The sequence below is a fragment of the Flagellimonas sp. 2504JD1-5 genome, from assembly GCF_053618295.1.
In genome coordinates this window covers 628,615-649,857 of the sequence record NZ_JBSIOU010000001.1, presented here as the reverse complement: position 1 = coordinate 649,857, position 21,243 = coordinate 628,615, and the positions used below count along the sequence as shown (strand labels likewise).

The 21,243-nt window shown below is 40.2% G+C and carries 21 protein-coding genes; 6 read left to right on the top strand and 15 right to left on the bottom strand.

From position 1 onward, the window contains the following. Positions 1–61: 61 nt before the first annotated feature. From ACULLG_RS02925 to ACULLG_RS02905, 5 genes are all read left to right on the top strand, one after another. The gene (locus ACULLG_RS02925; RefSeq protein WP_452125272.1) at positions 62–559 is read left to right on the top strand and encodes a VOC family protein; all 498 of its coding nucleotides are present in this window, start codon (positions 62–64) and stop codon (positions 557–559) included. Between the two features lie 91 nt (positions 560–650). Then, positions 651–1,100 carry an HAD family hydrolase gene (locus tag ACULLG_RS02920; RefSeq protein ID WP_452125271.1) on the top strand — a complete coding sequence of 150 codons (450 nt, stop codon included), beginning with the start codon at positions 651–653 and terminating at the stop codon, positions 1,098–1,100. A 46-nt stretch (positions 1,101–1,146) separates the two neighbouring features. Then, entirely contained in the window at positions 1,147–2,004 is an 858-nt protein-coding gene (locus ACULLG_RS02915; RefSeq protein WP_452125270.1) for a HEPN domain-containing protein, read from the top strand. A 131-nt stretch (positions 2,005–2,135) separates the two neighbouring features. Beyond that, entirely contained in the window at positions 2,136–2,678 is a 543-nt protein-coding gene (locus ACULLG_RS02910) for a hypothetical protein (RefSeq protein WP_452125269.1), read from the top strand. A gap of 111 nt (positions 2,679–2,789) precedes the next feature. Next, entirely contained in the window at positions 2,790–3,719 is a 930-nt protein-coding gene (locus ACULLG_RS02905; protein WP_452125268.1) for a hypothetical protein, read from the top strand. Between the two features lie 19 nt (positions 3,720–3,738). On the opposite strand, the gene ACULLG_RS02900 is transcribed toward ACULLG_RS02905, so the two are convergent. The 8 genes from ACULLG_RS02900 to ACULLG_RS02865 form a co-directional block, all read right to left on the bottom strand. Next, on the bottom strand, positions 3,739–4,347 hold the full coding sequence (locus ACULLG_RS02900) for a hypothetical protein (RefSeq protein WP_452125267.1): 609 nt from the start codon (positions 4,345–4,347) through the stop codon (positions 3,739–3,741). Beyond that, entirely contained in the window at positions 4,325–5,566 is a 1,242-nt protein-coding gene (gene dcm, locus ACULLG_RS02895; protein ID WP_452125266.1) for a DNA (cytosine-5-)-methyltransferase, read from the bottom strand. The genes ACULLG_RS02900 and dcm overlap by 23 nt, the downstream gene beginning before the upstream one ends. A gap of 14 nt (positions 5,567–5,580) precedes the next feature. After that, complete coding sequence (locus ACULLG_RS02890) at positions 5,581–6,069, bottom strand: GDYXXLXY domain-containing protein (protein WP_452125265.1); 489 nt, start codon at positions 6,067–6,069, stop codon at positions 5,581–5,583. After that, positions 6,056–7,132 carry a DUF4401 domain-containing protein gene (locus tag ACULLG_RS02885; protein WP_452125264.1) on the bottom strand — a complete coding sequence of 359 codons (1,077 nt, stop codon included), beginning with the start codon at positions 7,130–7,132 and terminating at the stop codon, positions 6,056–6,058. Before ACULLG_RS02885 ends, ACULLG_RS02890 begins: the two co-directional genes overlap by 14 nt. Beyond that, a complete protein-coding gene (locus tag ACULLG_RS02880) occupies positions 7,120–8,070 on the bottom strand; it encodes a DUF2157 domain-containing protein (RefSeq protein WP_452125263.1) in 951 nt (316 codons plus the stop codon). The genes ACULLG_RS02885 and ACULLG_RS02880 overlap by 13 nt, the downstream gene beginning before the upstream one ends. A gap of 115 nt (positions 8,071–8,185) precedes the next feature. Further along, the gene (locus ACULLG_RS02875) at positions 8,186–9,625 is read right to left on the bottom strand and encodes a sulfatase-like hydrolase/transferase (protein ID WP_452125262.1); all 1,440 of its coding nucleotides are present in this window, start codon (positions 9,623–9,625) and stop codon (positions 8,186–8,188) included. 84 nt (positions 9,626–9,709) lie between these two features. After that, the gene (locus ACULLG_RS02870; RefSeq protein ID WP_452125261.1) at positions 9,710–10,420 is read right to left on the bottom strand and encodes a hypothetical protein; all 711 of its coding nucleotides are present in this window, start codon (positions 10,418–10,420) and stop codon (positions 9,710–9,712) included. Positions 10,421–10,464: 44 nt separating this feature from the next. Next, positions 10,465–10,893, bottom strand: coding sequence for a MarR family winged helix-turn-helix transcriptional regulator (locus ACULLG_RS02865; RefSeq protein ID WP_452125260.1), 429 nt, complete (start codon positions 10,891–10,893; stop codon positions 10,465–10,467). 195 nt (positions 10,894–11,088) lie between these two features. Between ACULLG_RS02865 and ACULLG_RS02860 the strand changes: the two genes are divergently transcribed. Beyond that, positions 11,089–11,616, top strand: coding sequence for a hypothetical protein (locus ACULLG_RS02860; RefSeq protein ID WP_452125259.1), 528 nt, complete (start codon positions 11,089–11,091; stop codon positions 11,614–11,616). Between the two features lie 2 nt (positions 11,617–11,618). Here ACULLG_RS02860 and ACULLG_RS02855 read toward each other — a convergent pair whose 3' ends face one another. The 7 genes from ACULLG_RS02855 to ACULLG_RS02825 all read right to left on the bottom strand — a co-directional run bounded on the left by ACULLG_RS02855 (position 11,619) and on the right by ACULLG_RS02825 (position 21,223). Further along, positions 11,619–13,376 carry an arylsulfatase gene (locus ACULLG_RS02855; protein WP_452125258.1) on the bottom strand — a complete coding sequence of 586 codons (1,758 nt, stop codon included), beginning with the start codon at positions 13,374–13,376 and terminating at the stop codon, positions 11,619–11,621. 49 nt (positions 13,377–13,425) lie between these two features. Next, positions 13,426–14,619 carry a hypothetical protein gene (locus ACULLG_RS02850; protein WP_452125257.1) on the bottom strand — a complete coding sequence of 398 codons (1,194 nt, stop codon included), beginning with the start codon at positions 14,617–14,619 and terminating at the stop codon, positions 13,426–13,428. A gap of 3 nt (positions 14,620–14,622) precedes the next feature. Then, positions 14,623–16,251: a S41 family peptidase gene (locus ACULLG_RS02845; protein WP_452125256.1), complete on the bottom strand. Its 1,629-nt coding sequence runs from the start codon at positions 16,249–16,251 to the stop codon at positions 14,623–14,625. Beyond that, entirely contained in the window at positions 16,229–16,636 is a 408-nt protein-coding gene (gene rnpA / locus ACULLG_RS02840) for a ribonuclease P protein component (RefSeq protein WP_452125255.1), read from the bottom strand. The genes ACULLG_RS02845 and rnpA overlap by 23 nt, the downstream gene beginning before the upstream one ends. Before the next feature lie 184 nt (positions 16,637–16,820). Then, the gene (locus ACULLG_RS02835) at positions 16,821–18,677 is read right to left on the bottom strand and encodes a M1 family metallopeptidase (RefSeq protein ID WP_452125254.1); all 1,857 of its coding nucleotides are present in this window, start codon (positions 18,675–18,677) and stop codon (positions 16,821–16,823) included. A 1-nt stretch (position 18,678) separates the two neighbouring features. Continuing rightward, positions 18,679–20,328 (bottom strand): S8 family peptidase, encoded by a 1,650-nt coding sequence (locus ACULLG_RS02830; RefSeq protein ID WP_452125253.1) that lies wholly within the window; start codon positions 20,326–20,328, stop codon positions 18,679–18,681. A 28-nt stretch (positions 20,329–20,356) separates the two neighbouring features. After that, positions 20,357–21,223, bottom strand: a complete 867-nt coding sequence (locus tag ACULLG_RS02825; RefSeq protein ID WP_452125252.1) for an MBL fold metallo-hydrolase — start codon at positions 21,221–21,223, stop codon at positions 20,357–20,359. Between the last annotated feature and the right edge of the window lie 20 nt (positions 21,224–21,243).

Below are 21,243 nucleotides of genomic sequence, written 5' to 3'. Positions count from 1 at the left end.
ATTTTTACAATTTCGCAGTTTAAGGTCGCTTTAGATTTGTGATTCATTTCAACCAAAGAACATGAAAAGAATCCTATACGGCCTATCGGCAGCCCTGATTGTCCTGGGCTATACCGCTTGCCAAAACAAGACAAAATCGGAGCTAGAAAAGCAACCAGAACCAAAACAAGAAATGCAAAAAGCAACACTTATGAAAAGTTATGTATCCATTTTTGAAATCCCTGTGTCTGACATTACACGGGCCATTGATTTTTACCAAGCTATTTTAGACATCAACATAGAGAAAATGGAATTCCCAGGGGTGGAAATGGGCCTTTTGCCTTTGGAAGATCAAATGGTGGTGGGAGTGATCATGAAAGGAGAAGGATACAACCCATCACCAGATGGTGTTACCGTTTACTTGAACGGGGGTAACGACCTTCAGGTAATTTTGGACAAAGTTAAAAGCAATGGTGGAAAGATTCTAATCCCCAAAACTCCGCATGCCGATGAGGTTGGGTTTTTTGCCATTTTCCTAGATTCGGAAGGTAATAAAATGAGCTTGCATTCTCCGAATTGAACTATCTGGCTGCTTTAAAAGGATGAGATAATTCCTTACTTTGGTTTTGAATCCCTCCAAAGTAATACTTACGGATTGACAAATAGTTGAAATGAACATCAGTTTTGACCTTGACAGTACCCTAATTCCGAATGGTAAGGAATTTGAAACCGAAAAAAGAAGTGGAATAGCAAAGTTTTTTGGCATTGAAGAATTGCGCAAAGGAACACCAGAATTAATTTCTGAACTACAGAACCAAGGCCATAGAGTTCATATTTATACCACATCATTTCGTTCTACAAGAAACATAAGGAGGACTTTAAGATTTTATGGAATAAGTGTGGAGAAAATTGTAAATCAAAAGGAAAATGAGCGAGTTCTTAAATCTCGAAACATTAACTCTTCAAAATATCCCACAGCATTTGAATTTGATTTACATATTGATGACTCCAAAGGCGTCGGCATTGAAGCTGAAAGATTTAACTTCAATGTGATTATTGTTGACCCGACAGACAAAAGCTGGACTGAAAAAATAAAAAGAGAAATAGAAAACCTTGGTTAATATTGCTAAAGCACGTCCTAACTGAATAATTCCTTACTTTGCGTTTGTGAACCATTTGCCCAAATCCAAACAAGAAGAACTTACACTGCTCACCGAGCAGCTTTCCGCCCATAAATTGGTGGAAATGGTCATCCTTTTTGGCAGCTACGCCCGGGGCAACTGGGTAGAGGACCAATATGTGGAAAAAGGCATCACCTACGAATACCGTAGTGATTTTGACATTCTCGTGGTGATTACCCATGAAGATTTCAAACAAAAGTTTCGGATCGAGGACAAGATCAAGGCCGAGCTGGTTACAACCGGAAAAGTGACCACACCGGTAAGCCTGATCTTTCATGGCATAAAGCAACTGAATGCCTCTTTGACCATGGGCAACTACTTTTTTAAGGACATTAAAGAAGAAGGACTGGTGCTGTACAATTCTGAAAAATTCAAGCTCGCCCATCCTAAAAAACTGACTGCAGGGCAGTACCAACAAAAAGCACAGGACCATTTTGATCAGTGGTTTAAAAGTGCAAACAGCTTTCTTATCGATTTTCAACATGGGATGGACAGGGCAGATTTTCACAAAGCTGCCTTTGAACTCCACCAAGCCACCGAGCGCTACTACACCACCATTCTGCTTGTCTTTACCGACTACCGCCCCAAAGACCATAATTTGGAGAACCTGGGCATAAAGGTGGAAATGTGCGACCAACGTTTTGCCGTTTTCCCCAAGACCACCGACACCGAAAAACACCTTTTTGAACTTCTAAAACGCGCCTATATCGATGCCCGCTACAAAATGGACGAGTACCAAATCACCAAAGGTGAACTGGAATATTTGGCGGAGCGGGTGGATGAACTAAAAAAGCTTACAGAGGAGATTTGTAAGGCTAGGATTGGGGGGATAGGAAAGAAATGACCACCCCACAAAATATCAGCAAATTCATATAAATTATCGACTTAACACTGTATACTTGTATTGTTACTTGCAAGTTTAACTAAACCAATATCAAAATGACCACAGTGAGACTGTCTCTTATTCTTTTTTTAATGATTTCTGTAAATTCTTTTGGACAGGGTTTCAAAGCAGAAGTGATTTTTAAAAATGGAAAAGTTCTGAAAGGTCTGGGTGAACCCGCTCATCAGCATTGGATAAGATTTAAAAAAGAAAAAAAAGCTAAAAAGGAATTTTTTTCTTTTAGAGAAGTAGACACGGTGAAGGTATGGTACGATTTTACACCAACTGTTTTTGTTTATCAAAAAATTAAAGATAGAACCTATCCTGATGTATTGGAAGTTGTACATGTTGGAGAAAAAGTGATTTATTATAGAGATGATACTCAAGGTTATATGACAAGTAAGGCTAGGGGAGGATTGCATGGGGTGCCTCTTACACACTCTTTTGTCAGAAAAAAGAGAGAAGAAGAGGCAATACATTTGGGCACGAGTTATTGGGTTTCCAAAAACTTTAAAAAAGCAGCCTCTAATTTCTTTTCTGATTGTCCTGCTTTGGTTGAAAAAATCCAAAACAAGGAATTGAAAAAGAAGAACTTAATGGCGATTATTGATTTCTATAATAATTCATGTGAATAGAGCAAAATAACTCAGGCAGTTTATCCAGACCATTTGCCAACAAAAGGTTAAACCCTTGGCCAACGCTACCCAAAGGCGTTATCTTGATTTCGCTAATTCATCAAATGAAAAATGAAAATAAATAACTTTCTGCTTTCAACATTTGTTCTCACTTTGTTGATAACCGCCTGCAACAGCAAAAACAAACAAACAAAAGAGAAGGAGCAGCCAACAAAAGAAGTCTCCTATTTTGGACAGACCCCACCCGGGGCAACTGCAGAGCTATTTGCACCGGGAACGGTATCCGTAAACGGGAGGTACGAATATGCAGTTTCCTTTTCCCCCAACATGGACGAACTCTATTTTTCAGGGAACCGGGACAATGGCATCCAATACGTGTTTACCTCAAAACTTGAAGGCAACCAATGGACCCCTCTACAGAAAGCAAACTTTACCAAAGGCAACAAAAAGAACGAGTTTGAAGCTTTTGTTGATCCCAACGGAGACAAACTCTTTTTTGCTGCTTACGACTCCATCTTTTCAGACGAGAAAATTTGGCGGGCAGACCGTTTAAAAAATGGTTGGGGCGAGGCAAAAGTTTTGGATTCACCTATAAACGATGATATCGTTTTCTACCCCAATACGGCTGCCAACGGAGATATGTATTACACCAGCATCTCAAAATGGAAAATGTTCTATGCCCCAAACAAAAATGGAAGTTACCCCAAAGCCCATGAGCTGGATATTGCCTATGGCGCCCATGGTTTTATCTCTCCATCCCAGGATTTTATTCTCGTGGATGCCCAAAAAGATAACGACAAAACCAAGGACAGGGATATCCATATTTGCTTTAGGGAAAAAGATGGAACTTGGTCACAACCCATTAATTTGGGACCTTCCGTAAATTCCGATTTCACGGAGACCTGCCCAAGCATCACCCCGGATGGCAAGTATCTTTTCTTCAGCAGATATAATGAGGAGAACGGGATGTCCAACATCTATTGGGCAGATGCTGCTGTCATAGATACGCTAAAAGCGGCTTATTTTAGCTCAGACAGATAAATTGCAAAGCAAGATAAAATTAAACAAACCTCTTACCCACACCTATCCTACACAAAAACTCTAATTTTAAAATAAGGTTTACCGGGTTTTCAGCCTTGTTTTTTCTGGAAAAGAACAAATAGCCTTCGGTTTTTGGGTCGAGATTCTCCAACAATAGTTTTCCGTGCAGGTCTTTGTTGGCAGAAATGATTTCTTTTAAAAATGCTTGGGTTAGACCTCTTTTGGCCAAGTAGGGTATCAATTTTTGCCGATTCACAAAGGTGATGTTACAGGAGGTGTATATTTCATCCTCATCAGAAAAAATACTGGTGACCAACGCATAAAAATGGGAGACTTTGGCCGAATCGAACAGCCAACCGGGTTTATCCACGCGATTTTTTAGATAGCAAATTTCAAAAGCAAAAGTGGGGAGGGTTTCGTTTATGTAATCCAATTGGGCTTTTTCGTCCACAAAAAATGTTTCCCCGGTTGTTTTGTTTTTTAAGATAAGGTCGATTCCGCTCAACTGCTGTTTTAGGTCATAAACCCGCTCAAAAGTGTAAAACTTTAAGTGCTTTTGGTAATAGGAATCCAATAAAGAGGCCAATCTTTTTTCTTTGGCCAGATCAGCTTTGAAGTTGCTTTTCAAGGGCGTTTATTTTCTGGAACAATGCTTTGCCCATTTGTTCCACCACACCCACCACAAGAGCGTTGCCCATAAAAAAAGCTCTTTTGGTATTGGAAATACCATCCAATTTAGTGTGATTGTCGGGAAACATGTTCAACCGTTCCAATTCAACAGGAGAAAGTCTTCGCAGCCCTGTTGAGGTATGGACCACGTGTTTAAACCGGGACGGGGATTTACCACCCTCACCGGTTATAATAGTTCTGGAAGGTTGATCAAGCGCGTCGGGAAAAACCATGCTCCCTTCGCTATAATTGTATGCAAAACCATCTTTGGTCTTGCGGATTTCTTTTTTTGCCCCTTTAAGGTATTCCCATTTTGGAATATCGGCTTCTGGAATGTAAAACTCAGGCATTGAAGTATCTTCCAAAATATCGGATAGAACCGTTCTGGACCCGTAATAATCTGGAGTGGTTTTTAAGGTGTGCACTTCATTGTCAATACAGATTCCTGAGTTTAGGAAAGGCGAAAGCCCTTTTTCCTCATTAAAGTTGTTGGAAAGGGACACCAAATCTTTTTCTAAAGAAAAAGAAGAAATAGTGGTTTGTTTTTTAACCGGAAAAGAGGAAGCGATAGTGCCCTCTTCCAAAATCCATTTTGTTGGTGAAATTCCACGAATCTGGTCATACACCTCTGTTGATTTGTGGTATCCCATAAAAAAAACACGCCTTCGGCGCTGGGGCATGCCATATTCCGCCGCATTGATTACCCGCCATTCCACAGCATAGCCCAAGTCGTTGAGACTTTTGAGCATAACGGCAAAATCACGCCCACGTTGACTGGAAGGCGATTTGAGCATACGATCTACATTTTCAAAAAAGAGGTATTTGGGTTTCACTACTTTTTCTGAAAGAATCCGATGGATGGACCACCAAAGCACTCCCTTTTTGCCAATGAGCCCTTTGGAATTTTTTAGCGTGGTGGCCACCGAATAATCTTGACAGGGAAATCCGCCCACCAAGATATCATGATCCGGAATTTCGGAAGTTGGAACTTCCTCAATATTTGTATTGGAATGGTTTTCTGGGCCAAAACGGGCCTCGTAGACCATGGAAGCGTGCTGGGTTTTCGTGGATGGTTCCCACTGGTTACTCCAAACCACCTCATACGTGCCCGTATTTTCCAGCCCCAAGCGGAAACCTCCAACACCGGCAAAAAGTTCACACACCTTGAGTTTTTGCATGTTCAAAAGTAGCGCTATTCTATTAGTTTTAGTTCGTCATCATACAATCCCACCAAAACACTATTTCCTTCATCATCTATTTTTAATCCACCATATTTAGCCGCCTCATATTTTGCCGCCTCTCCTTCTTGAAAGAAAAAAGACTCAGCCCCAATGTTTATGCCCCACCAATTTTTTACAGTGTACTCAATAAGATGTTCGTTTTCATCAATAGGAGTGGTTTCTTCCTGTAAGCGGACCTTTTCCGCAGTTCCGTTAGGTAGTAGTTTAACCACACAAAAGCCTCGTTTAGGAATGCTGTCATTGTCTATTTCTTCAGAAATGGCATAGCGTAGACGCATATAATCCCCCTGAATCAACGATCTTGGATCAACCGGGGCCAACTCCAATAGCACAAGCTCACCATCGGACATAATAGTCTCCTTTTTGACCACACTGTTGTTAAAAACCAACAGGATGATAATTAGATTTAACAGAATGATGACCCATTTATACTTTTTCATTCGCGTTGAGCATTTTATGGATAAACAAATAGAAAGCCAACAACACGATTCCTGAAGAAATCAAGATGATGGATTTTGTGAGCAATGTAAAATTAAGATCGTAATAATATTGTGAGACAAAATAGACCAATGCCACAATCCCTATGACAAAGCCAGTTTTATAATTGACCAGAAAGCTCAATAAAATAATTAAGATTGCCCCGGAAATTGAAGGGCAAAAAATCGTGGGCAGCAAGAACAACACCGTCAGGCCGTAAACTGCCGATTTATGCTTGGATTCCGTCATTTTGACGACCTCCAGGATTTTATGTACAATCAACAGCACCCCGATCCATATAAAAATGGAAGATATCCAGATGTAATGGTGATCCAAACGAATCAAATCCTTTACTCCCAATGCTATCAATCCAAATAAAAATGAAATAACAATACCGATACGTAAAGGACTGTAGAGCAGAGACATTTTAGCGCTGGAGCCAATGATTTTTGCCTCGTTCAAAAACCAGTAACCCATTACTGCAGCATAAAAAGCAACATATAGGTGAACTAAATCATAGATGTCGTTGGAAATGATGAAAATCAACAAACAACTTCCGATGGTCACAGTGGAAACGAAGGACAAAACATAGTTTTGCATCACATAGAGACTGGTAACTGCAATAAGAATGATGATAAAGGTTACGGTGTTTTCATCCATATCAAATTGAAATAGGGCAACAGCCAAGCTGACTACCCCAATAATAAAAATGGAAACACTAAAGGTGTCAAAAATAAGTTTGTCCACATTTCTGTTGATTGCCCATGCCACAAGAATGGAACCGATTCCTACGGTCAATATCCCATATTCGGAGTCAAAGATTCCGGAAATACCCATAAAGCCAAATAGCGCCAATGAAGCCAAGAAGCCACCAAAAACGGAAAGGAGTTTAATGGCCAAACCAGGCTGGTCGGCATCTGTGTTTTGATATGCATTATAGATGGCTTCTTTGTCGTAAGAGAAAGAGCTCCCTTCTTCGGATTGTATCCCGTCCAACAACTTTTGTATGGTTTTTATCTTTTCCATTTTCGCTGGAGTTTAAGTAATGCCATGATCAACAAAGAGATGCTGACGACAATAAACAGACCGACCGTGAGAAACATTGCCGCTCCATCAGAAAGTTTAATTAAATAGGAGGAAATTATGATGATCGCCCCAAATGGTATAAGAGACATATAGATTATTTGTTGATGCTTTAACCCATACCAAATACCTAATCCGAAGAAAAGCAAAACCAATGGATAAAGTGAAGTAAATGAAGCACTGGGGCCCTCAAAAATTCCTATAATAAAACCCATTGTACCCAAGACCACAACAAAAACCAATAACAAACCCTGAAGCCATTTAGGAGAGTGAACTTTGACTCCGAATCTTGAACCAATAACAAAAATGAGAAGAAGTAAAAGGTTGATCGAAAAAAATAGGGTAAAAACAAAACCAGAGGTCCAATCATGGACAACTTGTTCCGTATATAAAATAAACGTAGTGTTTATTAAAACTATGTAGAGCAACCACATTGGCGCAAAATTGGAAACTATTACCCAAAGGGTAATCAATAAGGTCCAGCTCAAAAACAGATCATATGCATTGGCCCCTGTTTGATAAATCTGGCCGAAAACCGCCAACAATACCCCGACTAGAATTGAGGCTGCCGCCAGTAAAATATTCTTGGTAAAATTACTGAGTTTTGAAAATAGAACAACAAGTGTAAGAGCCACAACCAAGCCTTCGATTAAACCAATTTTCACAAACTTATGTAGGTCTTCCCAGTTGTAGGCGAAAAAAAAGAGTATGCCAAATGTTATAAAAGAGGCGCCTAAACCCAATAAAAAAAGCTTAAGAAAACTTTGCCAAGCCTTAGCGTCATTGTAAACGTTCTCTTTTAGAGATTGGGCAACTCCTTTTTCAGACCAATTGCTGTGCTTGCTTACAATTTGAATGTCTTCCCTGGTGATTTTGGCCATGGCTAATTTTTGAAGCACCTAAAGATTAAAGAATGGTACCTGTCCTGACAATATAGTAAAAATGGATTTGTGACAATGGAGCAATTGACAAACAAAGGTTTTAGATGCATATGTGTCAATCAAAATTGAACTGCTCCAAATCCAAAGGATCATTCATGGTCTGTTGAAGTGAAAGCAATTCCTTCCAAAGCTGATTTTTGGTTGCAGTAAATTGTGCATCATCAGCAAGGTCATTAATTTCTAGCGGGTCATTTTTTAAATCGAACAACCGTAGCTTTCCGGCATTCGGATAGGCAATCAATTTAAAACCATTGGCCCTGACCATTCGCTGCGTTTGGGTATAGCAGCCATAAATGGATTCGTAATTACTTTCCCGCTCCCCTTTTATGAGAGGCATGAGACTCTTGAACTGAACAAAATCTGGTTTTTCGGTACCAGCCATTTCCAAAACGGTTGGCATCACGTCTTGAAGATAAACATCCGCTTCTATTTTCTTGTTTTCAGGAATATTAGGTCCAACAACAAATAATGGAGTCCGCACACTGTGATCGTACATGTTCTGCTTGCCTAAAAGGCCATGTTGCCCGACAGATAATCCATGATCTGCGGTAAAGACAATATAGGTGTTGTCCATTTTACCTGAGGCTTCCAGAGCATTGAGAATTTTACCGATTTGGGCATCCATATGGGCGATAATGGCATAGTATTCTTGACGGTTCACTTTCACAGAATGTCCTGTCCGTGGAAAAGGAGCTAAACGCTCATCGCGCAACTTTCTTCCACTTCCCATTTCCTCATTATAGGGATATTCGGGCAAAAAGCTTTTGGGCAATTCAACACTGTCCAAAGGAAACATTTGCACAAATTCTTCAGGTGATTGCCTGGGGTCATGAGGAGCGTTGAACGCCAAATACATAAAAAATGGAGTGTCTTTTTGCACAGCTTGATTGATAAAGGTAGAAGCATCATCAGCCACAACTTCACTCCAATGTTTACCTCCTTTCCAGAAGCCGTCTTTGGATTTGTCCCAGGGTCTCCATAAAGTATCTGTCTCACTTAAGGGCCTATTATAGCCTGATTCGGTTTGGTTGGGCATTCCAGGTCTCACATGAACCACATTTTGAAAAACTGCCTCTGCTGGTTGGGTCACATGCCATTTTCCGGCCATGTAGGTGTCGTACCCAGCTGCTTCCATGAGGTTTCCCCACATAGGATTTTGATAATTCTTCGCTCGCATCAAAGAATCGGCTTTATGTGCATTCCAAATGTATTGCCCGGTTAAAAGCATTGCTCTTGAAGCCACACAGATGGCACCATTCCAACCGCCCATGTTATAAGTGTGGGTAAAAGTCACACCACTATTGGCAAGTTTATCCAGATTGGGTGTATGTACTTCTTCATTTCCCAATGCTTTGATGGTGTTGTAAGATTGATCATCCGCAAAAATGAACACAATATTAGGCTTGGTCAGCGGCTGTTCTTTTACTTTTTCCTTGCATGAAAGGTTAAAAAGAATCGATATTAGAAAGATGGAAAAATAGAAAAACCTGTTCATGTTGGTGAAATCTTAGTGCTATAAACATAACAATTTACCGAACATGGAAATTAACCGAGACGAACCTTTTTGTGAAATGAACGATTATCTAATCCAAGACCGCTGTTTTTGGGTTAGCTGGACAATGGATAAAACATGTAAAAACACAGCAAAAGGCATCAGGAATGTGGGCAATAATAAAAATGGAAATTGATTGAACCCTATCGGTATACCAGTGTCTCCCCAGATAGATGGAAAATAGAATGAAGTAATAAAGATGAAAGCTGCAAAGAGAACTACAAGAATCCCGATGATATTCCATACCAAAAGGACCTTTCTGGAAGCATTTGGGCGATTGGCATAAACAGCCATGACTATGGCGGACAGTCCTATTAAAACATCATAATTGGCTCCTTCGAAGGTTACTTGAACAGGAAGGATTCCTTGTATAAAAGTAAAGTAGAACAAAACCTCGATCACGGCCCTAAAGCTTTGCACAGCTATGGGAAGGGCAATGGGAATTGATGCGAGCACCTTGTGGTTCCGATTCTTGAACATAAAAAAGACGATAAAAAGAAATAGGGGCAGCACCATAAACAATGGAATCCTAGGTGGGAGGGAAAGATCATAATAGAATCCAGTGGTCCAGATAAAGTATTGAAGGGCCAACCAAGAAAATATACCCAGAGTAGTTAAAATCACTGCTCGATTTCTTTTTGAGGAGGACACACCAATTTTATTTAACCCATTAATAAGCCCCCATAGAAGAATTAGCAGCAGCACACCAAAAAGTAACACATAAGAAGTTTTGATCATGATTAAATGTTTTAAGGTTGTATATACAACTATTCAACAAAATTCTAATAACTCAGCTTACCAAGAATCAGATTTAGAGCGTTTTCCCCATCTTGGTCCAATATTTCCCTGATTTCGGCCATAGCATTGTTCCAATGGGGAATTACCCCCTCCAAAAATGCTTTGCCCTTTTCCGTAGTAAAAAGAAAACCTGCTCCATCCATTGAGATATAGTTCTTGTCCGTTAATCGTTTTAGATTTCTATTCACGGTGGATTTTTCCATGTATAATTTCTCTGATAACCTTTTTTGATTCACGGCGCTCGCCTTGGTTACCACAAAAAGGATACTCAGTTGACTGTCGGTAATCCTAAAAGGACGCAAGTGTTTTCTAAAAATATTGGCAATTATCCTTTTGCACTTCATGATATTACCCGAAATACAAGTTGAGGGATTACAATGATCAATATTGGGATAATTGAAATTGTTTGACATCACTCAAATTTAGAACATAATAGTTGTATATACAACCAAAAAACTGATTTTATAAATTCACAAGGGGGTTCTACCAATTTGGGATAAAAAAACAGGCGTTTTTAGGCTATGTTCCTCTAAAATTGACTTATGAGACCCATTATTTGTCTAGTTCTTATCTTTTTTAGTTGCCTCTCCAAAGACAAGCAAGCCCAAATGAAAACAACTTCTAAAGAAAACGGAGAGCTAAAAGTGGCTTCATCCAGCACATTTGAAAGTGATTCCAACCCCAAGGAACTACCTGCTACACAGGATAAAATATTCTATCTGGACGCGAGCAAATATTATGACTTCCTATATCATCCGTATAATTTTGAATTGGATGTTGATGAATTGAAGAAACTTCTTGGTGACGAAGTCGAAGTAAAGAAGAAAGAAGTAGCGGAGGACGATTATAGTGACGCTTATACCTTCTATACAATTAACTATCAAGAAACTAAACTTACTTTTTATGATTATGAGGGCAAGCATTCTGCTACCATTACAACCCCTTTATTACCGATGATAAATGGGATTAGGATTGGAATGGACCACAAAGATTTTCTGAAAGCAATAAAGTTGGAGAAAAAGGAGGCTCCGAAAGCGAACACCTATAGCATTTTTGATGAGTATGGATCCATTGACTTTTCGTTTAGGGCAGACACCCTGTATTTGATAAAAGGTTATTATGAAGAAGGGGATTAGCACTATTCAATTCGCTCCATTTCTACCCAAAAAGGAAAGATTCGCTTTCTTTTAACCATATAAAAGGGAACCAATGAGCCTTCCATTTCAGGAAGCTTTACGCTCCTCATTTCAATGATATCGGTTTTGGCATCATTCTTCATTTGATTTACAACTGCCCCGGTTTCCAAGAACATTCTTCCGCCTGCATCTATGGACTTAATAAACTTAAACTTTATGTTGTAAATACCCTTTTTGACTTTGACCTCCCACTTTCCGTAGATTTCTTCCTGATCCCATATTCCACGTTGACCAGAGGCATCATTTCGATTTAATATTATCGGATTTTCAAATTCAGTTCCAATAGCAATCAAGGGTTGGCGAACGAGGTTTTCAGACGCAATCAACTCCTTATACATAGCATCCATTTCATTTTTAAGGGAATTTGCCAAACCGGCATACTCTTGCACCATGTTTTGTTGTTCATTGGGATCTGTTTTAATATTGAACAACCCAAAATCCCCAATCGAAGCGCTATAATTTGTCTGCCCCACAAGCTTATAATCCCCTTTTTGAAGGGCGATGTTGTGATACAGCTCAGGATATCTTCTGGCCCAATAAAAAAACAATGACCGGTCTGCCCAATCCACTTTTTTATCCTGTAAAACCGGCAGTAGGTTTTTACCATCAATTTTTCTGTCCGAGGGAGTTTCCACATTGCACAATTGGGCAAGCGTGGGCAATACATCAATATGGGCAGCGGCCGTTTCTATGTCCTTATTTCCTTTAAATCCTGATGGATATCTAAAAAAGAACGGAACACGAACGCCACCTCTATACACACTTCCTTTTAATCCGCGCATACCGCCAACATACCTAAGCTGTTGCGGACCATTATCAGTCATAAACATTACTATGGTATTTTCAGAAATACCCAGCGCAGCGAGCTTGTTTAACAGTTTTCCAATATTATCATCAATGTTGGTGACCATTGCATAAACCTTTCGGGCATCTTCCTTGTCCTTCTCGCTCATTTCACGAGAGGCCGAATTGTTTTTTTTGAAAGCAAGGGATGGGTCGATGTCTGCATATTGTTCATAGTACTTTTCCGGCACCTGCAAGGGTGTATGCGGGGCATTGAAGGACAGGTAACAGAAAAAAGGATTGTCCTTGTTCTTTTCAATAAATTGAATAGCATTGTCGGCAAAAATATCGGAACAATAGCCGGAATATTTTTCTCTTTCTCCATTATGCCAAAGTACGGGATCAAAGTAGCTGCGATGGCCCTCAAAATAGGTGGTGAAATCGCCGACCTGGCCCATTCCCCCCGAAAGATGTATGAGGGATTCATCAAAACCTTGATCGTTGGGCCTACTCGGATAATTGTCCCCTAAATGCCATTTGCCAAAAATTCCAGTTGTATATCCTCTGTGTTTGAGCATTTCGGCAATCGTAATTTCGCTTGGCGCCATTATGGCACCCCCATTGTAGGTATCCCGAACCCCGGTTCGAAGTGAGTAGCGCCCGGTCATCAAACTTGATCGGGTCGGCGCACATACGGGGGACACATAAAAATTGTTGAAACGGACACTTTCTTTGGCAAACTTGTCCAGCACCGGGGTTTTGATTTGATCATTTCCAGTGATTCCCAGATCTCCGTAGCCTTGATCATCGGTAATAATCAAAATGACATTGGGCCGTTTTTTTTCTTGAGTAAAAGCGGTAAAAACGAAAAGAATTCCAAAAAGGGTGGCAAGTAGATGCCTTTTTTTGATAAACATGATGATGATTTCCCTAAAAGTACACCAAAATTCAGATAATGGGCAAGCGCTATTTATTGTTGGTTGTCAGTAAACCCATAAATTGATCAATAAGCTTGGTAAGTGCATCATTTTGTGAATACATCAAGCTATTTTTTGTGGAATAGATTCTGGCAAAAACATCAAACTTCACTCGAAAAGCCATTTTTTGAATTTCCGTGCCTTCTTGTTTACGAAGCCCATCCAATTTATCAAATTGCTTTTGCCACCATTCAAAATTTACCTTGTCAGGATTGGCAAAATCTTCCGAAAGTTGGGATTGCAATTTGCCTGCAAGCGTAACTTCCATTTTTAATGCATTACCCAAAGCAGCAACGCGCTTTTTATATGCTTTCGATTTGTGAAGTTCATCGGCCTGTTTGAAAAGGCTATCAACATCAATCAAACCTTTATAATCGTTCAACATACGTTCGATTTGCTCCGATGCAAATAGGAGGTTTTCATTTTTCCTTAATTGCCCAAACAAGGCATGATCTGTTTTATATTGATGAATGATTTTATCTAAAGATGAGGGTGTCTTTTTAATTTTTTGGAGCTGCAACCAATCGAAGGCGCGAAGTATTTGTTCTTGAGGCGGCCACCTGTGTTCGCCATCGTAGGTTATCAAGGTACTGTTGAATTTTATAAGCTTTAGATAGGCTTTATTTTCCAACATTTCACGATAATTCATGTCCCGATCACCACAAAGACCAACATAAGAATATTGATGCGCTGCCGGCATTTGCTCCCGAGAATATGAGAATCCGGCGCCACAACCGACCACTCCAGCAAAGGTATTGGTCAGCGAGGCAATAGAACTTGCTAATCGAGATCCCCCTGAAAATCCGGAGAGGTACATCTCATTTTCTTTAATGTTGAAATTGGAAAAAATATGATTGAAAAGTTTATTGGAAATTTCAAAATTCCGTTCATAAGGGCCATTTTTGGCATCATTTGAACAGACAAGGACAAAACCGTATTTTTCCGAAGCAGAAATAAAAGGACGAATACCGATAGCCCCTCTACCAGCGGGGTCAAAAATAAAAACTATGGGACTTAATTGAGTTTGGCTGAATGCTTGGGGAAGATAAAGTGCAAAAGTTTCATCTTCTGTTGTGGACACCAAAATGGAATCATGGACAACACCTTTTTGCAACGAATTTTGGGCTTGCATAAAAACTGAAGCACCAAACAGGAAACACCAAAGGTGAAGATTGAAACGCATGTACTAGTTTAAAATGCCATTGTATTTTGTCTTGTCGTTCAACAATACTTTGGCCGCTAAAATGGCATCATCATGTTTTAGATAATATTGATAAAGCCCCTCGCGATAGAAATACCGCTTAATGATTTCATCTTCAAGGTTTTTCCGTATTTCATTTTTATAGGTGTCCAAAGCCAAAATCTTTCCTTTGTTTACGGCAAGCAATAAATCCTTGTATTTTTCCTGCACTGCAGGACCCAGCAAATGTTCATCGCTGTTTATGGCATCTTCCAACAGTTCTTCAGTTTCGGTTCGGAAGGAAAAATCCTGGGTTTGCGCGTAGCGCTTAAAAGTGTCAAAATCGGAATCTGAAAAGGTAAAATTGTCAACTGAGTCAAAAGCATGGTCATAGTAATAATCCGTAGCGAAATCAAAAACAACACTGTTTTGTTGCAGTGCGTCAATCAATGTGTTGGATTTAAGGGAAGCAATTTCAATATCGGGCATTACACCGCCTCCATCTTGTACTTTTCGACCATTTCTTGTGGTGAACTCTTTGAAATTTGAGTTACGGATAGCATTTCCTTCTTCATCCCTGTTCCAATAATCCAAAGATTGGATACATCGACCGGAAGGGGTATAATATCTAGATATGGTGACCTTTAGTTGCGTACCATAAGTGAGTTTCAATGGTCTTTGTACCAAACCTTTTCCAAAGCTTCGCGCGCCCATAATAACTGCACGATCTAAATCCTGCAATCCACCAGAAACAATTTCACTTGCTGATGCACTTCTGCCATTGACCAAAACAACCAAGGGAATATCCAAATCTTCAGGTTGGTTTTTGGTTTTGTATTCTTGGTTGAACTTCTTGACCTTTGATTTTGTAGTCACAATTAGCTCTCCTTTTGGAACAAAGAGATTGGTAACGTTTATGGCTTCTGAAAGAAGACCCCCAGGATTTCCACGTAGGTCGAGCACCAATTTTTCGGCTCCCTTGCCTTTTAGGTCACGCAATGCCGATTTGGTTTGGGCCGAGGCCTTTCTATTGAACTTGGACAGTACGATATACCCAGTTTTGTCATCGATCATATCGTAAAAAGGGACAGCATCCACTTCAACGCCTTCTCTTTTAAGGGTTGCTGTCTTGGTTTGACCTTGTCGAACAAAAGTGATATCCACACTGGTGTTGTTAGCTCCCTTAAGGAGTTCGCTTGCGTTATCATCAAAATCAGCAACTTTGATATCACCGATTTTAATGATTTCATCACCAGCCTTTAACCCGGCGTTGTCTGCCGGATAGCCCTTATAAGGTTCAACAATCACGAGTTTACTTTCAAACGAACGGACCAAGGCCCCAATTCCGGAATATTCCCCTGCATTGTTGATTTTATAGGCCTCGACATCTTGTTCATTTAAAAAGCGGGTGTAAGGATCTAATTCGTCCAACATGTTCTTTATTGCGGAATCCATGAGTTCTGCCGGATTGGTCTCATCCACATAATTCATGTTGAGCTCTTTAAAGAGCGTGGTGAAAATCTCAATTTGCTTTGCAATCTCGAAGAAATCACTTTTAAAACTGCTTCCTACCGCTAAAAAGGCAATCGCCACAAGAGGGATTAAAACCTTTTTATTTATTCTTGACTTTTTCATGGGATTCTTTTTTTAGAAAAGCCTCCAAGAGCTTATTTATAGCACCATCTACCTCATTATAATCGGGCATGGTATTACCAAGATATAAAAATAGAAACGCAAAATTTCCCTCAATCTTGTTAAAAACAATATGCTTGTTCAGTCTATATGCCTCGCGCATCAACCTTTTTATACGATTGCGCTTTACAGCACTTTTAAATTTCTTTTTAGGAGCAACAACGGCTACTTTAATCTTGGTTTCGTCATCAAAGTCGGTGCTGGTGTAGATTAATTTTATGGGGAAAGCCTTAATACTGCTTCCTTCCATAAAAAGTTGCTCAAAAACCTTTTTGCTTTTGAGCTTTTCCTTTTTTGGGAGTGTGAAGTTACTTTGTGGTTGCGGCATTGCGGAATGAGCATTGTCCCCTCAAGGGGACAATTTATCTATCAACAAGGTAAAAAATTAAAATTATAAACTGTTTTTGACGTTGACCGTACACCTAAGAAAAGACACTCCTAATGTCCTCTCGAGGGGTCAATCTTGTAATCATGCCCATACTTCGACAGGCTCAGCATGACATGAAAATCCCTTAATCCAGTAGCTTTTGATGCACGTTGTTTTCCCCATTCACGTCTGCCATAAGTTGGGAAGGGTCTATTACAATTGCCTTAATGCTTTCAATAGGCCTGTCTATGGTAAAGCCATAGGTTGGGTTCGCCCAGGCCCAATCCTCCAAAACAGTTCTTTTTAGATTGGGGTATGGATTGTCTTTTTCTCCCCGCATCATGCGCAAGGGAACATAAAAGGTTTCCTGGGTGCCATCGGCATTTACCACCAGGATATCCAAAGGCATTGGCATTTCACCAATTCGCTCCAAGACAACCTTTGTTTTTTGACCTTCTGATTCCACAGTCTTTATGGAATAATCAATGGTATTGGTGGTTTGAGTCCAATCGGTCAAATACCAGTCCAACTCCATTCCTGAAACTTTTTCCGCCGATCTTTTGATATCGTTGGGTACAGGATGCTTGAATTTGAAGTCCTCATAATATTTTTGAATGGTCTGCATTAATTTATCCTGACCGATGACATAGCCCAATTGTGAAAGGAATATGGAACCTTTGCTATAGGCCCCAATTCCATATGCGAAATTGGTGGCAAAACGATCTGCATGGGTTGTCTGGGGTTTTTCCAGACCGGAGTTGACCAAGGCGTAGTATCCTTTGTAGGAACCTTCAAAAGGGTTTTCCTTGTCTTGATCCATAATCTCGTTCATGCAAAGACTACTGATAAATGACGTGAAGCCTTCATCCATCCATTCGTATTTGGACTCATTGGTGGCCAAAATATGTTGAAACCAGGAATGTGCCATCTCATGGACGGTTACACCAACGAGACTTCCGAAACTTCTTTTACCCGTTATCAGTGTACTCATGGCGTACTCCATGCCTCCGTCCCCTCCTTGTATTACGGAGTACTGCTCGTAAGGGTATTTGCCAATGTTTTTGCTGAAAAACTCCATGGTTTCAGCTGTTTTGGGTTGTAATTTTTTCCAGTTTTCAAGAATTCCCGGATCATTTTTATAAAGAAAATGCAATGTTGGACCATCTTCCATTTCCAAAACATCATGAATGTAATCTGGATCCGCCGCCCACATAAAATCGTGAACATTTGGGGCCTTAAAATGCCAGGTCAATGTTTTTCCTTTGGTCTTCACCGAGGTGCCTGGAGCTTCATAACCATGGCCAATTTCTTGAGGGTTTTGAAGGTAACCGGACCCACCTACCGTGTAATCTTTGTCAATTGTCAATTTTACATCAAAATTGCCCCATACGCCATGAAATTCCCTTCCGATGTAAGCGTTGGGATGCCATCCTTCAAAATCATATTCGGAAAGTTTGGGATACCATTGGCTCATGGAAAGGGCAACACCTTCTGCACTATTTCTTCCTGACCTTCTTACCTGTAAGGGGACTTGCCCTTTGAATTGCATATCGAGGATGGTCTTTCCTCCCGAGGGAATAGGCTGGGCCAAATCCACCACCAAAATGGTACCCTCCTCGACAAAAGAAACTGGGTTGCCATCTTGAGTTAAGGTTTGTATATGCAAAAAGCCGATTTCGCTTTCTGAAAGAGAAGCAATCCTACTTTTTCCATTTGTCATCATTCGTTTGTCAGGATCTTTTACGTTTTGAAGACGTGCATCCATTTCACTTCCAGGTTGAAATGCATTGAAGTATAAATGGTAATAAACCCTGGTCAACTCGTCGGGAGAGTTGTTGGTATAGACCAATTTTTGGGTTCCTTCATATTGAAAGGATTTCACATCCATTTTCACATCCATGGTGTAATCAACATGTTGTTGCCAATACGAAGTATTGCTTTGGGCGGAAAGGGTAAAAACTCCCGTGGCTAATGCGATAAAGCACAAAAAAGCGCTTCTCATGTTATTTTGTGTTCTTCGTCAATGTCATTTTACCTTTTGATATATTGTCTGCCAATAGAAGGGCATTGTAGGCATTGACCATTTTACCTGATTTTGAGATTTTATCAAAGGTTGTTGCATTTTCTGGGTCTCCTGAAACAATGACCGAGGCTTTAGTGCTCAATCCAGACTCGATGATGATTTGTTTTACCTGGGAAGCCGAAAGTTGGGGATAATACGATCTAATCAAAGCAGCTACACCTGCAACGGCGGGAGCGGCCATGGAAGTTCCGCCTTGAAAATCATACTCGTTGTTGGGTAAAGTAGAATATATACCATCTCCAGGAGCAAAAACATCTACATTTTGCTTACCATAGTTTGAAAAAGATGCCACCATTTTAGAGCCATAGCTACTGGTAAGGGCACCTACTGTGATTACATTATTGGCGAATTCTCCACCTCCGTATTTATGGTCGTTGGGGAAGTTTGGATTTTCCGCATTATCCAGATCGTTGCCATCATTACCCGCGGCATGTACAATTAAAACATCGCGCGAAGCTGCATATTTAATGGCGTCATAAACCCATTGTGCGTTAGGTGAGAAAGATTTTCCAAAACTGCAGTTGATAATCTTCGCTCCATTGTCCGCCGCATATCGAATGGCCATGGCAATGTCTTTATCATACTCATCGCCGTTGGGAACAGCCCTAACACTCATCAGTTTTACATTTTTTGCAACGCCATTCACACCCTTTCCATTGTTGCGCTCAGCAGCAATGATTCCCGCAACGTGAGTTCCATGACTTTCAGTATCCACCCTGTTTTTAGGATTTCCATTGCCGTATGATTTATCGGTAAGGTCGTATGGATTGTCTCCGACCGGGGTTCTACCGTCAAAATCCTTGTTGAGATTATAATTCACCTGTTCCGTGAAATAAGTAATTCCCTCTGAAAGCTCTTCCATAACGCTTGGAATATCATCCCCATAAGAGAACATTTGATTGAGAACAGCGATATTCTGTTTCATTTGTTCCGATTTGGCCTCAATGCCCATCAATTCCTTTTTGGTATAGGAACTTTTCCCCAGCTCTTTTTTAACAGCCTCATCAGCGTTTTTCACCACTTGATAGATCTGTTCATATTGTTGCTTGTTTTGAAGCGCTTTTGGATACTCCGAATCGAGTTTTATGCGTGCTTTTGCTCTTTCTGAGGCATCACCAATGTTCAATCGCAACATTCGCACATATTCCAATTGCTCATTATATGCTTCCCCCAAGAAATTATAACCGTGAATATCATCAACATAACCATTACCATCATCGTCTTTACCGTTGTTCGGCTTTTCTCCTTTGTTGACCCACAAAACATCATCAAGATCTTCATGTTCCAAGTCCATCCCAGAATCTACAACTGCAACAACAACGGTATTTCCCCGTCTGTTTTTGATGATTTCCCGATACGCTTTATCTACACTCATTCCCGGAATGGTATCCGAGACTAAATCGGCGTGCCCCCAAGTTTTCTTTTGAGCTTCTGAGAGCTCCGAAATTTTTAAAGGAACGGAATCGATATTGGCAACTGGGGTGGAAACTAAGGTTGTTGCTCCGCAACCCATCAAAAAAATGGAAGCCGTTAACGAGGCAAATGGTAGCTTGAAGTATTTGATATTCATAAATCTTATTTTGTTGAAATGTAAAACTTTATTGTGAATTGAATATTTCATCGAAAGAAAACAATTCGTTCAATCGCACCCCTTTTTCCGTCTGTTTTAAGGAGCATAATTGATTGTGTGCATCGTGTTCAAAGAACAATAGCAGATTGTTTTCAACCGCATTATTTAAAAATTGAGCCTTTTCTTCCAAGGTCAGTAACGGCCTTGTGTCATATCCCATAATATATGGTAGGGGAATATGCCCTACAGTTGGAATAAGATCAGCCACAAAAACGATATTTTTCCCTTTATAACTTATCTGGGGAAGCATCATTTTCTCCGTATGTCCATCTACAAAAAAGATACCAAACCCCATTTCCGATGTATTAAGGAATGAGACGTTCTGCTGTTTGATAAAATTGAGCTGCCCACTTTCTTGCATGGGGAGCAGGTTCTCTTTTAAAAAAGAAGCCTTTTCACGCGCATTGGGTTTTGTTGCCCATTCCCAGTGATTTTGGTTGGTCCAAAAACGCGCATTTTTAAATGCGGGTTCATAACCTGTTCTGTCTTTGTTCCATTGGATACTTCCGCCACAATGATCAAAGTGCAAATGTGTCAAAAAAACATCGGTGATATCATTTCTGTGAAATCCCAATTCCTTTAAGGAATTATCCAGCGAATGGTTGCCCCAGCGGTAGTAATAACTAAAGAATTTTTCTGACTGTTTGTCTCCAAGTCCATTGTCAATTAAAATGAGCTTACCGTCATCTTCAATGAGTAGGCATCTGGTAGCAAGGTCAATCATGTTGTTGGAATCGGCCGGGTTGGTCTTGTTCCAAATGGATTTGGGAACAACGCCAAACATTGCCCCACCATCTAGTTTAAAATTACCGGTCTCAACAGGATAAATAGTCATTCAGAAAATAAATGCCGTGC

What these genes read in the sequence shown, in the direction of transcription:
- ACULLG_RS02860 (WP_452125259.1), top strand. Translation starts at nt 11,089, where the DNA reads ATGAAAACAACTTCTAAAGAAAACGGAGAGCTAAAAGTGGCTTCATCC.
- ACULLG_RS02850 (WP_452125257.1), bottom strand. Translation starts at nt 14,619, where the DNA reads ATGCGTTTCAATCTTCACCTTTGGTGTTTCCTGTTTGGTGCTTCAGTT.
- ACULLG_RS02875 (WP_452125262.1), bottom strand. Translation starts at nt 9,625, where the DNA reads ATGAACAGGTTTTTCTATTTTTCCATCTTTCTAATATCGATTCTTTTT.
- dcm (WP_452125266.1), bottom strand. Translation starts at nt 5,566, where the DNA reads ATGCAAAAACTCAAGGTGTGTGAACTTTTTGCCGGTGTTGGAGGTTTC.
- ACULLG_RS02825 (WP_452125252.1), bottom strand. Translation starts at nt 21,223, where the DNA reads ATGACTATTTATCCTGTTGAGACCGGTAATTTTAAACTAGATGGTGGG.
- rnpA (WP_452125255.1), bottom strand. Translation starts at nt 16,636, where the DNA reads ATGCCGCAACCACAAAGTAACTTCACACTCCCAAAAAAGGAAAAGCTC.
- ACULLG_RS02855 (WP_452125258.1), bottom strand. Translation starts at nt 13,376, where the DNA reads ATGTTTATCAAAAAAAGGCATCTACTTGCCACCCTTTTTGGAATTCTT.
- ACULLG_RS02885 (WP_452125264.1), bottom strand. Translation starts at nt 7,132, where the DNA reads ATGGAAAAGATAAAAACCATACAAAAGTTGTTGGACGGGATACAATCC.
- ACULLG_RS02910 (WP_452125269.1), top strand. Translation starts at nt 2,136, where the DNA reads ATGATTTCTGTAAATTCTTTTGGACAGGGTTTCAAAGCAGAAGTGATT.
- ACULLG_RS02925 (WP_452125272.1), top strand. Translation starts at nt 62, where the DNA reads ATGAAAAGAATCCTATACGGCCTATCGGCAGCCCTGATTGTCCTGGGC.
- ACULLG_RS02920 (WP_452125271.1), top strand. Translation starts at nt 651, where the DNA reads ATGAACATCAGTTTTGACCTTGACAGTACCCTAATTCCGAATGGTAAG.
- ACULLG_RS02830 (WP_452125253.1), bottom strand. Translation starts at nt 20,328, where the DNA reads ATGAATATCAAATACTTCAAGCTACCATTTGCCTCGTTAACGGCTTCC.
- ACULLG_RS02890 (WP_452125265.1), bottom strand. Translation starts at nt 6,069, where the DNA reads ATGAAAAAGTATAAATGGGTCATCATTCTGTTAAATCTAATTATCATC.
- ACULLG_RS02905 (WP_452125268.1), top strand. Translation starts at nt 2,790, where the DNA reads ATGAAAATAAATAACTTTCTGCTTTCAACATTTGTTCTCACTTTGTTG.
- ACULLG_RS02845 (WP_452125256.1), bottom strand. Translation starts at nt 16,251, where the DNA reads ATGAAAAAGTCAAGAATAAATAAAAAGGTTTTAATCCCTCTTGTGGCG.
- ACULLG_RS02880 (WP_452125263.1), bottom strand. Translation starts at nt 8,070, where the DNA reads ATGGCCAAAATCACCAGGGAAGACATTCAAATTGTAAGCAAGCACAGC.
- ACULLG_RS02865 (WP_452125260.1), bottom strand. Translation starts at nt 10,893, where the DNA reads ATGTCAAACAATTTCAATTATCCCAATATTGATCATTGTAATCCCTCA.
- ACULLG_RS02835 (WP_452125254.1), bottom strand. Translation starts at nt 18,677, where the DNA reads ATGAGAAGCGCTTTTTTGTGCTTTATCGCATTAGCCACGGGAGTTTTT.
- ACULLG_RS02870 (WP_452125261.1), bottom strand. Translation starts at nt 10,420, where the DNA reads ATGATCAAAACTTCTTATGTGTTACTTTTTGGTGTGCTGCTGCTAATT.